Genomic DNA, 12,523 nt, shown 5'->3' on the forward strand with positions numbered 1-12,523 from the left:
AAAATGATTGTGACGGGTGTGGACCGTATTGCGCGATGGCGTTTGGCGTGGCGATCGCTACGGTTTTTGCCGCTGGCCGCACTGGTCATCCCGGTGTTCATCAGCGAGCCCGCCATGGCGGCTTGTACGCCAACCGCGCCGGTCAGCAACGCGACGGTGGTGTGCGCAAGCGATACCGACACCCAGCAGGGTGGCGGCACGGGCTACGGTACCAGCAACGACGACAACAACTCCTACGACATCCGCACGGGCGTGACGGTCCAGGGAAGCAACTTTGGTTTCAAGGTTGGCTTCAACAGCGTTTTCACCAACGCGGGCACGATCAGTGGAACGAATGCCGCGGGTATTACCGGCGGCGATATGACGATCACCAACCTGGTCGGAGCGACGATTGCCGGCTTCAACGCGATTACGCCGACGACAATCGTTCTCAGCAATGCTGGCACGATCAGGGGCGAGGACAGGGCCATCGACACCAGTGGCAACGCAACCATCACCAACCTCAGCTCAGGCCTGATCACGCAGACGCGGACGTCGGGCGTCGCGATCTTCTCCGATCGTCTGGCGACGGTGAACAATTCCGGCACGATTTCCGGCCACGAAGCCGGCATAGCGGCCGGAAACATCAACCTGTCGAATTTTGCTACCGGTACCGTCAGTGGCGCGAGCGCCGTGATCGCGGACGAAGTTGCCACGGTTGGCAATGCGGGCTTGATACAGTCGACCGGCAACGCGATCGTGTCGCGAACCGGCGACATCAACCTGATCAACACGACATCCGGCACGATTTCCGCAGGCGCCGACACCATCGCGACGAACGCGAACCCGCCGACCGGGAAGGGCAATATCACGATCAACAACGCCGGACTGATCCGTACGACCACGTCGCTGGCAGCCGTGATCTCCGCCAGCAACCTCGCCGACGTCACCAATTCCGGGACCATTCAAGGCGGTTCGTCCGGTATCGATGGTGCAAACGTCAAGCTGACAAACCTCGCCGGCGGCACGGTGATCGCGCATGATGCGGCGGTCTTTGCCGGGACGTCCGCGGTCATCGACAATGCCGGGAACATCACGACCGACGGCAGCTCTGGTGTTGCCATTGTCGCCGATTCTGGCAACGCAACCGTCCGCAACAGCGGTACGATCACGGGGATCTTCAACGCCATCAGCGCCAACCAGACCGCAAACGTGGTGAACAGCGGGACAATGTCCAGCGGATCTACGGTGATCTTTGCCAGCACCGTCAACGCGACTAACACCGGGCTTATTTCGACGACGCTCGGATTCGGCTTGAGCGGCGTTACCGTGAACCTCGACAATTCTGGAACCGTGATGGCGGATCGCGGTGTCAATGCGAACTTCGGCAACGTGAACAATTCCGGAACGATCATCGGGAAGGGCGCAGCCGTCAATGCCGTTACGGCGAACGTGACCAACACCGGCCTCCTTCAAGCCTCCACCGTCAACGGCGACGGCATCCTGACGACGCAGGCGACAGTCAACAATTCCGGCACCATCATCGCCAGGCGCGGTATTACCTCGACCGACGGATCAAACGTCACGAATTCGGGCACGATCACCGGCACGGGCGGGGTCGCGATTCAGCTCTCCAACAGGGCCGACACGCTAACGCTGCTGCCGGGCTCGAAGATCAACGGCGTGGTCGATTTCGGCTTCGGCAACGATGTCGTGAACCTCAACTTCATCCCGCTGAGCAGCCGGGTGTCGTCGCTGACGAGCATCCAGCTGCCGACCTTCGTCAACTTCAACGGCACCATCAACACCAATGCCTCGGGCGGAAGCTTCAACGGCCCGTCGGTCTTTGCCGGTGGCACGCTGGCGACTCTCGATGCCACCGCACTCGCGCAAACGGACCGCACGCTGATGGATTTCACAGGAGGGGTGTCCTCGCTGGTGCAGGGACGCCTGGACGGCGGCAGTGGCGCGGCTGGCAGCAACATGATGGCGATGGCCTATGCGCCGGAGACGGCGCAGGCTGGTCCCTTCACCAAGGCGCCGCGCAGCCTCTGGACTGATCCGGCACCGATCACGGTTTGGGTCAACAGCTTTGGCGGCCAGCGCATTCAGGACGAGACCGCTGCAACGCTCCGTGCAACCTCGACAGCGTGGGGCGGGGCGATCGGAATCGATCGCAAAGTGCAGCCGAACTGGCTGGTCGGCGCCTTTCTCGGCGGCGGGCAGAGCGGTCTCTCGGTCGATCTCAACTCGCAGTCGGTCGACACCAGCTACGTGTTCGCGGGTGCCTACGGCCGGTTCGAATGGGCTTCGCAGTTCTTTGACTTCACCTTCCAGGGCGGCAATGCCGACAACAGATCGCGCCGCCTGGTGCTGAACAACGCGGTTGTCGGCGGCATGGAGACGGCGAGGGCGAACTACAGCGGCTGGTATGTCAACCCGGAGATCGCCTACGGCTACAGGCTCGAGATCGGCAACGGCTATCTGCTCACGCCGACGGGGCGGCTGCGTTACGTCGCGGGCCGGTTCGAGGGCTACAGCGAGACCGGTTCGGCGCAAGGGCTCTCGGTCGGCGGTCGTACGCTCCAGGATTTCGAGGAGCGCGGCGAGGTCGATCTCTCCCGGGTCACGAGTCTTGCCGGCGGCGAGCTCAAGGCCAACATCCACGGCGGCGTCATCGCGCTCCAGCGCGTCGGCGACGCCAATATCAACACGGTGCTGCTCGGCCAGAACCTATCCTTCATCACGCCCGGCAGCCGCAGCACCGTCGGCGCCGTCGCGGGCTTCGGCTTCGACTACCGCACCAGCCGCGACGTGTCCGTGTTCGGCGCGGTCGAGGGCATGATGATGTCCGACCAGAGCCGCACCGGCACGGCGAAGGGCGGCGTTCGCGTCGCGTTCTGAGCCGGCATCAGCCCTGGCGGCCTGAACGCGATGCCCGCCGGCCGGGCGCCATCTGCCCGGCCGGCGCCTCCTCCGATCGGAGGACGCCGCATGCTGTGGTTGTGGTAGTTTGGTGATATTGATCACTCAGGCCATTTCAAGCCATGCACGAAGCTCGGAAACTACCCGAACTGGTCGAGTCCATTTATGACGCCGGCCTCGATCCAGCGCTGTGGAATAACGTCGTCGGCGGCATCCGCGACTTCGTCGGTGGGCAGGCCTGCGGGCTTTTTTCCAAGGATTCGATCAGCAAATTCGGTGTCACCCATTATTATTGTGGCGCGGACCCGCACTACATCCAGCTCTATTCCGAGACCCATTCGAAGTTCGACCCGTTGACGGTGCTGCCGCCGCATGGCGAGATCGTCAGCATCCCGGATCTCGTCAATTTCGACGAATATAGGAGAGGGCGCTTTTACCAGGAATGGATGCAGCCGCAGGGCTGCAGCGACGCGGCCAACGTCGTGCTCGAGACATCGAATGCGAGCTGCCCCGTGATGATGACGGTGCTGTCGGGCCGGCGCATGGTGGATCCGGCCATGAAGCATCGCCTCTCGCTGATCGTGCCGCATGCCAGCCGCGCACTGCTGATCAACCGCGCCATGACTTCGCAATTGACGCTGGCGACGGCATTGGCGGATGTTCTGGACAACCTTGCGTCGGGCATTTTCCTGCTCGATGCCTGCTGCCGAGTGGTGCATGCGAATTCGGCGGGCCATGCCTTGCTCGCCGCCGACGACGTGGTCCGAACCGTTGCCGGGCAGCTCGTGACCTCCAGCCCGGAGGCCAATCAGACGCTGCGCGAGGCGTTTGTGACCCGCAGCGAAATTGCCCTGCTTGCCGCAAGGGGCCATGCGATTCCCCTGCTGTCGCCGAGCGGGGAGCGCTACGTCGCGCATATCCTGCCGTTGTCATCCGTGCTGCGCAATGGCAGCGAGCGGGTCGTCGATGCCGCCGGTGCGCTGCTGCTGCGCAAGGTGTCGCTCGGCGGGCAGTCCTATGGCGAATTGATCGCACGGACGTTCGATCTCACGCCGGCCGAGCTGCGCGTGTTCCTGTCGATCGTCGAGGTCGGTGGCGTGCCGGAAACGGCGGCAGCGCTCGGTATCGCGGAAACCACGGCGAAGACGCATCTGCATCGGGTGTTCGCCAAGACCGGGGTTTCCCGACAGGCCGATCTCGTCAAGCTCGCGGCTGGATTTTCCAATCCGCTCGTCAACTGATCGATCAATCTCCGCCGAAGTTGAACCTTTTGCTCCCGCGATAGACTCACAGAAGCCGCCGGGCATCAAGAACATTTCGCTGTCTCCAAGTCACCATTGGCTGTTCCGATGCCCCGACCTCCCCAACAGTCCGAGCTGATCGAGGATATATACGACGCAGGTATCCACCCTGAGTTGTGGGGCGAGGTCGTCGTCAAGCTCAATGCGTTCATCGGCAGCCAGGCCTGCGGGCTGATCTCGAAGGATCCGGTTAGCAAATCAGGTGCGACGCATTACTACTGCGGGGTCGATCCGCACTACATCCAGCTCTATGCCGAGACCTACGCCCGCCACGATCCGCTTGCGCGGCTTCCTCGCTACGGCGAGGTTCGCAACATCCCCGATCTCGTGAATTTCGAGGAATATCGCCGCGGGCGGTTCTATCAGGAATGGCTGCGGCCCCAGGGCTGCGTCGATGTCGCCAACGTGGTTCTGGAACAGTCGAAGTCGCCGTGTCCGATGCTGCTGACCGTGATCCCGGGCAGGAAGATGCTCGACGCCGCGCAGCGCGCGCGGATGCAGTCTTTGGTCCCGCATGCGAGCCGGGCGTTGCTGATCAACCGGGCGATCGAACGGAAGCAGCAGCGCGCGATCGCGCTCGCCGACGTCGTGGATCGGCTGAATGCGGGCGTGATCCTGCTCGATGCTTCCTGCAACATTGTTCACAGCAATCCGGCCGCGGACACGATCCTGGCCGCCGACGATTTCCTGCGATCCGTTGCGGGCCGGTTGGTCGCAAGACAGTCCTCGGCAAATTCGGCCCTGCGCGATATCTTCCGTGACGCGGGGGAGGTTGCCCTGGCGGCGGCTGCGGCGCGCAAGATTCCGTTGATGTCGCATGACGGCTCGTATTACGTCGCGCACGTCATCGCGCTGCCCTCGTTGTTGCGCGAAGGCGCGGCGGAGCGCAATTCAGCCGTCGGCGCCTTGTTCATCTGGAAGGCGGAGCTCGACGGCCGCTCATGTGCCGGCCTCATCGACCGCACGTTCGCGCTGACCCCTGCGGAGCTGAGGGTCCTGCAATCGATCGTCGAGGTCGGCGGCGTGCCGGAGACGGCGGTTGCGCTCGGCATCGCCGAGACGACGGTGAAGACGCATCTGCATCGGGTGTTCGCGAAAACAGGCGTTTCGCGTCAGGCGGACCTCGTCAAGCTTGCAGCGGGATTCTCCAATCCGCTCGTGCACTGACGCGCGCTCCAAGGCGCAAGCGAGTCGCTCCGGCTCGCAATAGGTTCAAGCAGCAGCTTCATTAGAAAGTTATCGCGGGTCGTTCGATCGTATGACGCGATTTTCCGCGTTCTCTTCTACGAGAGATCACGCGTTTTCTTGTTCGGCGCGTTCGAGCTTCGTGTGAAGCAACTCACAGCAAGTGGAAGTGAATCCCGTCAAGCTCTCGCGCAAGTTGAGATGAGGTTGTCATGCGAACGGCGTCAACTGGCCTGGCCGGCAGGTTCCGCGACATCGCCGCCCGCATCGGCGCTGCATTCCGCGCGCAGCGCGAGATCGACGCGAAACGCGCGTTGCAGCGCTACCGCCACTTGCTGGGGCAGCCGCATGAATCGCCGCGTTTGAATGAAATTATTCCTGTCTGCAGCGAAGAGGATGTTTTTGAAAATGCCAACGGAGTTGATCCGCGCGAGCGCGCGACCGGCCGCACCACGTTCGAACGCGCGTAACGTCAATATCGTCGCTGTCGCGCTGACGGCGGTACTCGTCACGCTTCAACTGGCCGGGCTGGCAATGCTGGAGCGTTCGCACGCGCGACCCGTCTCTCAGCCTCTCCTGAATTCGCATGATGCCGAGCTCTGCACCGGGAGTGCCGACGTTCCGGCGACGCAGACGCCCTACGACTGACCCGGAGAACGCATCGTGCCTGACATCACGACCAGCATTTTGGTGAGCGTTGCCGTCTTTGCCGGCGCCTTCGTCTCGGGGCTCTCGGGCTTCGCATTCTCGGCCGTGGCGGGCGCGATTCTGCTCCGCGTGTTTCAGCCGCTGGAGGCCGTGCCGCTGATGATGGCGTGCAGCATCGGCGTGCAGGCCACAAATCTGTGGGCGCTTCGGCGCAGCATCCGTTGGGAGGGCAGCCTGCTGCTGATCGTCGGCGGATTGATCGGCGTTCCCATCGCGGTGTCGTTGTTGCAATCCACGGACACGCATCTGCTGCGGCGCGGCTTCGGCATCATCGTCGCGCTCTATGCGGCCTACATGCTGCTGCGGCCGACGCTGGTGACGGCCGGCGAGGCGGTCGGCCGGCACTGGGTGGCACTGATCGGGTTCGGGGGAGGGCTGGTCGGCGGCCTGACCGCGATGCCCGGTGCGATCCCCACGATCTGGTGCGATATGCGCGGCATGCCCAAGAGCGAGCAGCGTGGCCTGGTGCAACCGTTCATCGCCGCGATGCAGCTCTTTGCGATCGCGCTGCTGGTCGGGCATCAGGATCTGTCGTCAAAGGTCTTCGTCGACCTCGCGATCAGCCTGCCGGCGCTGTTCGCGGGCTCCGTGCTCGGCGTCCTCGCCTTTCACCGGGTCAACGAGACGGTCTTTCGCAAGACCGTGCTCGTTCTGTTGCTGGTGTCGGGCCTTTCCCTGATCTAGTGACCCGCGCCTTCGTGATTCAGGCCCTGAACCGGTGCCGCGCTGGTGTCGCTACCGTGATGCACCAGCGGCTTCATGCCGGTGACGGTCCGCAGCAGCACATAGAACACTGGCGTGAGGAACAGGCCGAACACGGTGACGCCGATCATGCCGGAGAACACCGCGACGCCCATGGCGCGCCGCATCTCCGAGCCCGCGCCGGTCGAGAGCACCAGCGGCAGCACGCCCATGATGAACGCCATCGACGTCATCAGGATCGGACGCAGCCGCAGCCGGCTCGCCTCGATCGCGGCCCGGATTGGCGTGCGCCCCGCGAATTCGAGCTCGCGCGCGAATTCGACGATCAGGATGGCGTTCTTGGCGGAGAGTCCCACCAGCACGATCAAGCCGATCTGCGTGAAGACGTTGTTGTCGCCTTTCGATATCCAGACGCCGAACATCGCCGCCAGCAGCCCCATCGGCACGATCATGATGATCGAGAGCGGCAGGGTCAGGCTCTCGTAGAGCGCGGCCAGCACCAGGAACACCAGCAGGATCGCCAGCGGGAATACCCAGAGGCCGGAATTGCCGGCGATGAACTCCTGATAGGTCAGGTCGGTCCATTCGAAGGCAAAACCGGGCGGCAACGTCTCCGCCGCGATCCGCGTCGCAGCCTCCTGCGCCTGGCCCGATGAGAATCCGGGAGCTGCCGCCGCGTTGATATCGGAGGACAGAAAACCGTTGTAGCGGATCGCACGCTCAGGTCCCGCGCTCTGGCGGATCTTGAGCAGCGCCGACAACGGCACCATGTCGCCGGAGGATGAGCGCACCTTCAACTGCCTGATGTCGTCGGCGCGTGCGCGGAACGGCGCATCGGCCTGGACATAGACGGAATAGGTGCGGCCAAACTTGTTGAAGTCGTTGACGTAGTAGGAGCCCAGGTAAATCTGCAGCGTGTTGAATACCTCGGTCACGGGCACGCCAAGCTGGAGCGCCTTGGTGCGGTCGATGTCGGCGAACAGCTGGGGCACGTTGACCTGGAAGCTCGAGAACACGCCGGCGATCTCCGGCGCCTTTTGCATCGCCGCCATGAACGCCTTCGTCGCCTCGTTCAGCGCCTCATAGCCGAGACCGGCACGGTCCTCGATCTGGAGCTTGAAGCCGCCGATGGTGCCGAGGCCGTTGACCGGCGGCGGCGGGAACATGGCGATGAAGGCTTCCTGGATCCCAGCATATTTCTTGTTGAGGTCGGCCGCGATGGCACTGCCGCTCAATGCCGGACCCTTGCGCTCGTCGAATGGTTTCAACGTCGAGAACACGATGCCGGCGTTGGACGAGTTGGTGAAGCCGGAGATCGACAGGCCGGGGAAGGCAACCGAGCTCTCGACGCCGGGCTGGGTCAGCGCGACGTCGCTCATCTTGCGGATCACCTCTTCGGTACGGTCCAGCGTCGCGCCATCCGGCAGGCGCGAGAAGCCGACCAGATATTGCTTGTCCTGTCCCGGCACGAAGCCGCTCGGCACCTGCTGGAACAGGAAGGCGGTGAGGCCGACCAGAACCACATAGAGACCCATCACCGCGGCCTTGCCGGAGATTACCTTGGTGACGGTGCCGCTGTAATTCTCCGAGGAGCGCGCAAAGGCCTTGTTGAAGCCACGGAAGAACCAGCCGAGGCTCTTTTCCATGATCAGCGTCAGCCGGTCCTTCGGCTCGTTGTGGCCCTTGAGCAGCAGGGCCGACAGGGCCGGCGAGAGCGTCAGCGAGTTCACCGCCGAGATCACGGTCGAGATCGCGATCGTCAGGGCGAACTGCTTGTAGAACTGCCCGGTGAGGCCGGAGATGAAGGCGAGCGGCACGAACACCGCGATCAACACCATCGCGATCGCGATGATCGGCCCCGACACCTCGCGCATGGCCTGATAGGTGGCGTCGCGGGGCGACAGTCCGCCCTCGATGTTGCGTTCGACGTTCTCGACCACGACGATGGCGTCGTCGACGACGATGCCGATGGCGAGCACCAGGCCAAACAGGCTGAGCGCGTTGATGGAGAAGCCGAACACGTGCATCACCGCGAAGGTGCCGACGATCGAGACGGGCACGGCCAGCAGCGGAATGATCGAGGCTCGCCAGGTCTGAAGGAACAGGATCACCACCAGCACCACCAGCGCGATCGCCTCCAGCAGCGTATGGATGACGGCCTCGATCGAGGAGCGCACGAACTGGGTGGGATCGTAGACGATCTGGTAGGACACGCCTTCCGGCATGTTCTTCTTGATCTCGGCCATGGTGGCGCGAACGTGGTCGGAAATCTCCAGCGCGTTGGAGCCCGGCGCCTGGAAGATCGGGATCGCCACCGCCTGCTTGTTGTCGAGCAGCGAGCGCAGGCCGTATTCGGAGGCGCCAAGCTCGATGCGCGCGACGTCACGCAGGCGCACGACTTCGCCGCGCGTGCCGGTCTTGACCACGATGTCGCCGAACTGCTCCTCGTTGGCCAGCCGTCCTTCCGCATTGACTGACAGTTGGAGGTCGATGCCCTTGACGTTGGGGGAGGAGCCGACGACGCCGGCGGCGGCCTCGACGTTCTGCGCCTGGATCGACTTGACGATATCGCTTGCGGTCAGGCCGTGCTCGGCCGCCTTCTGCGGATCGACCCAGACCCGCATCGAATAATCACCGGCGCCGTAGAGCTGGACGTCGCCGACGCCGTCGATCCGCGCCAGGCGGTCCTTGACGTTGAGCACCGCATAGTTGCGCAAATACGTCATGTCGTAGCGGTTGTTCGGCGACAGCAGATGCACGACCATGGTGAGGTCGGGCGAGGACTTCTTGGTGATGATGCCGAGCTGTCGCACCACTGCGGGCAGGCGCGGCTCGGCCTGCTGCACGCGGTTCTGCACCAGCTGCGTCGCCTTGTCAGGGTCGGTGCCGAGCCGGAACGTCACCGTCAGCGTCATCGCGCCGTCGGTGGTCGCCTGGCTCGACATGTAGAGCATGCCCTCGACGCCGTTGATCTGCTCCTCGATCGGGGTCGCCACCGTCTCCGCGATCACTTTTGGATTGGCGCCGGGATAGGTCGCGCGCACCAGCACCGAGGGCGGCACCACGTCCGGATATTCGGAGATCGGCATCGCGAACAGCGAGATCAGGCCCGCGAGGAAAATCAGGACCGACAGCACGCCGGCAAAAATCGGACGGTCGATAAAGAACTTCGAGAGATTCATGGCTTTGCCCCTGCGCGAGAGACAGCTTTCCCGTCATTCCAGGATGCGGGCCAGGCCCGCGCCTCTGGAATCGAAAAGTGATGTCCTGGTCGTTCGATGATTTCGCCGTTCCGGGCTCGCACGAGGCGTAGCCCGGAACGAGGTAACTAGCGTTGCACCACGTCCTGGTTGCTGTGGTTCGATGCCTGTTGCGGCCCGCGCGCACCCATCGCGGCGACTTCCGTCTTGAGGAGGGCGCCGGGACGCACGCGCTGAAGGCCGTTGACGATGATGCGGTCGCCGGTCTTCAGCCCCGCCGTCACGATACGCAAGCCATCGACGGCGCCGCCGAGCGTGATCGGCCGGTAGACCGCACGGCTGTCGTCACCAACGGCCATCACGAACTTCTTGTCCTGGTCGGTGCCGATCGCGCGCTCGTCGATCATCACCAGCGTCTGCTGCTTCGGCTGGCCCATGCGCACGCGGGCGAACTGGCCGGGGATGAGACGCCCGTCCTCGTTCTGGAACACCGCGCGGACCCGGATGGTGCCGCTCTGGCCGTTGACCTGGTTGTCGATCAGCTGGATGTGGCCCTTCGCCGAGAGACCGCCTGACGTCGCCATCTCCACCGGGATCTGGTCGAGATTGCCGCGCTTGCCGGAAGCATCCGCGATCGAGTTCAGTGCGCGCAGCACGACCTCTTCGTCCGCATCGAAGGAGGCGTAGATCGGATTGACCGAGACCAGCGAGGTCAGCACCGGGGAAGCGGTGCCGGCGGCGACGAGATTGCCGACAGTGATCTCGATCTTGCCGACGCGTCCGTCCACCGGCGCCCGCACCTCGGTGTAGTCGAGATTGAGCTTTGCGGTCTGGAGCGTCGCCTCGGCGGCCTTGACGTTGGCGATGGCTTCGCGATTGGCGTTGTCACGCTGGTCATAGTCGCGCCGCGTGACCACGGCATTGCCGACAAGCTGCGCGCCGCGCTCGAGCTCGCTCTGGGTGAATACGACGCGGGCTTTCGCTGCTTCGAGCTGGGCGTTGGCCTTGTCGACCTCGGCCGAATAGGGCGCCGGATCGATCTTGAACAAGACATCGCCCGCCTTCACCAGCGCGCCTTCAGTAAAATTGGTCGCAAGGATCGCACCCGCGACGCGCGGGCGGAGCTCGACGCGGTTGATGGCCTCGAGCCGGCCGGAGAAGTCGTCCCACAGCACGGTTTGCCGCGGCTCGATCATCGCGACGGTGACGGAAACGGCCTGTTCAGCCGCGGCGGCCGTTGCCGTCGCCTGGGCTGCATGGAAGTAGTGACCGGTCGCGATCGAGCCGGCCACGGCAAGGGCGCCCACGATGGCGACGCCGCCGAGAAGGCGGCGGAAACGGCCGGTGCGGGGGGAGTTTTGCGAGGGATGCATTTGCGCGCTCCAGATATGTAGTGTTCACTACAGATGTGGAGCTGGATGTCGCAGTGCAAGATACTTATGTACCATTCACTAAGAAAATTGTAGCGGCATACCGCAAGAATTGGAAGTGGCTGAGAAAATAAAGCTAGAACAAATAGATAGGATTTGGCGTTAGCTTCCGTCAGACTGCCAATTCCGAGGAGTACAGGCACATGGGCATGGGACGCCCCCGCGAATTCGACGCTGAAACGGCGTTGGACCAGGCGATGGAAGTGTTTTGGCGCCATGGCTATGAGGGCGCCACCATTGCCCAGCTCACCGAGGCCATGGGCATCAATCCCCCGAGCCTCTACGCCTGCTTCGGCAACAAGGAAGGCCTGCTGAAGGCCGCGCTCGACCGCTACACCAAGCTGCGCGGTGTCTGGATGGATGAGGTGGTTGCCGCCCCCACCGCCCGCGCAGTTGCCGAGCGGATGCTGATGGGCATCGCCGACAAGCAGACCGATCCCGCCAATCCGCCCGGCTGCCTGCTCGTGCAGGGCGGCATCGCCTGCGGCACAGGCTCGGAGAACGTTCCCTTCGAACTCGCCGCGCGCCGCGCCCAGAACGAGGACCAGCTCCGCGACCGCTTTATTCGCGCCAAGGCGGAGGGCGACCTCAAGCCGACGTCAGATCCCGCCGCGCTCGCCCGCTACGTGTCGGCGGTGTCGGTCGGCATGGGTGTGATGGCGTCTTCGGGCTCGGATCGCGAAGCGCTGCGGCAGGTGGCGAGCGTGGCAGTGCAGGCGGTCGAGGCGCAGTCGGCAAAAGCCTAGATTAGCTAAAGTAAAGACAGACGCTGCATGGCGCGGCCACTGGCCGCGTTTGCCTCAACGATACCTACGCAGCCCTGTTCATCCAACGAAGAACGGCACGAACCGACTTAAAAACCCCGACGAGGTCGCATGTGAAATGTTGCGAGTTGAACAAAGTAGTCGTCAGCTACCGGATCGGTCTTGCTCTTTTTCACTGACGCCTCACGTTGATCAGGGGAAACTGGCTTTCCCCGCTTTCCAATTAGCGGGCGCAGATACAAACGTTCGACAGGAGGGCTCTGGTTCGGAGAAGTCATCGGTTTGTCCGGCATTCGAGATCGCTCCCTTTCGGAAATCAGAATCGTCTG

At 63.5% G+C, this 12,523-nt stretch carries 8 protein-coding genes; 6 read left to right on the forward strand and 2 right to left on the reverse strand.

From position 1 onward, the window contains the following. The first annotated feature begins 114 nt into the window (after positions 1-114). The 5 genes from NLM15_RS18660 to NLM15_RS18680 all read left to right on the forward strand — a co-directional run bounded on the left by NLM15_RS18660 (position 115) and on the right by NLM15_RS18680 (position 6,782). On the forward strand, positions 115-2,883 hold the full coding sequence (locus tag NLM15_RS18660; RefSeq protein WP_254118521.1) for an autotransporter domain-containing protein: 2,769 nt from the start codon (positions 115-117) through the stop codon (positions 2,881-2,883). A gap of 143 nt (positions 2,884-3,026) precedes the next feature. Beyond that, a complete protein-coding gene (locus NLM15_RS18665) occupies positions 3,027-4,145 on the forward strand; it encodes a helix-turn-helix transcriptional regulator (RefSeq protein ID WP_254118522.1) in 1,119 nt (372 codons plus the stop codon). 108 nt (positions 4,146-4,253) lie between these two features. Then, on the forward strand, positions 4,254-5,372 hold the full coding sequence (locus tag NLM15_RS18670) for a helix-turn-helix transcriptional regulator (RefSeq protein WP_254118523.1): 1,119 nt from the start codon (positions 4,254-4,256) through the stop codon (positions 5,370-5,372). 230 nt (positions 5,373-5,602) lie between these two features. Next, the gene (locus NLM15_RS18675) at positions 5,603-5,860 is read left to right on the forward strand and encodes a hypothetical protein (protein WP_254118524.1); all 258 of its coding nucleotides are present in this window, start codon (positions 5,603-5,605) and stop codon (positions 5,858-5,860) included. A gap of 193 nt (positions 5,861-6,053) precedes the next feature. Beyond that, complete coding sequence (locus tag NLM15_RS18680) at positions 6,054-6,782, forward strand: TSUP family transporter (protein WP_254118525.1); 729 nt, start codon at positions 6,054-6,056, stop codon at positions 6,780-6,782. Here the strand turns inward: NLM15_RS18680 and NLM15_RS18685 are convergent. After that, a complete protein-coding gene (locus tag NLM15_RS18685; RefSeq protein WP_254118526.1) occupies positions 6,779-9,982 on the reverse strand; it encodes an efflux RND transporter permease subunit in 3,204 nt (1,067 codons plus the stop codon). The two genes, NLM15_RS18680 and NLM15_RS18685, sit on opposite strands and share 4 nt — an antisense overlap. Before the next feature lie 146 nt (positions 9,983-10,128). Further along, positions 10,129-11,373, reverse strand: a complete 1,245-nt coding sequence (locus tag NLM15_RS18690; RefSeq protein ID WP_254118527.1) for an efflux RND transporter periplasmic adaptor subunit — start codon at positions 11,371-11,373, stop codon at positions 10,129-10,131. Between the two features lie 200 nt (positions 11,374-11,573). Between NLM15_RS18690 and NLM15_RS18695 the strand changes: the two genes are divergently transcribed. Beyond that, positions 11,574-12,176, forward strand: a complete 603-nt coding sequence (locus NLM15_RS18695) for a TetR/AcrR family transcriptional regulator (protein ID WP_254118528.1) — start codon at positions 11,574-11,576, stop codon at positions 12,174-12,176. Positions 12,177-12,523 lie beyond the last annotated feature (347 nt).

It is taken from the genome of Bradyrhizobium sp. CCGB20, from assembly GCF_024199855.1.
GTDB lineage: Bacteria > Pseudomonadota > Alphaproteobacteria > Rhizobiales > Xanthobacteraceae > Bradyrhizobium.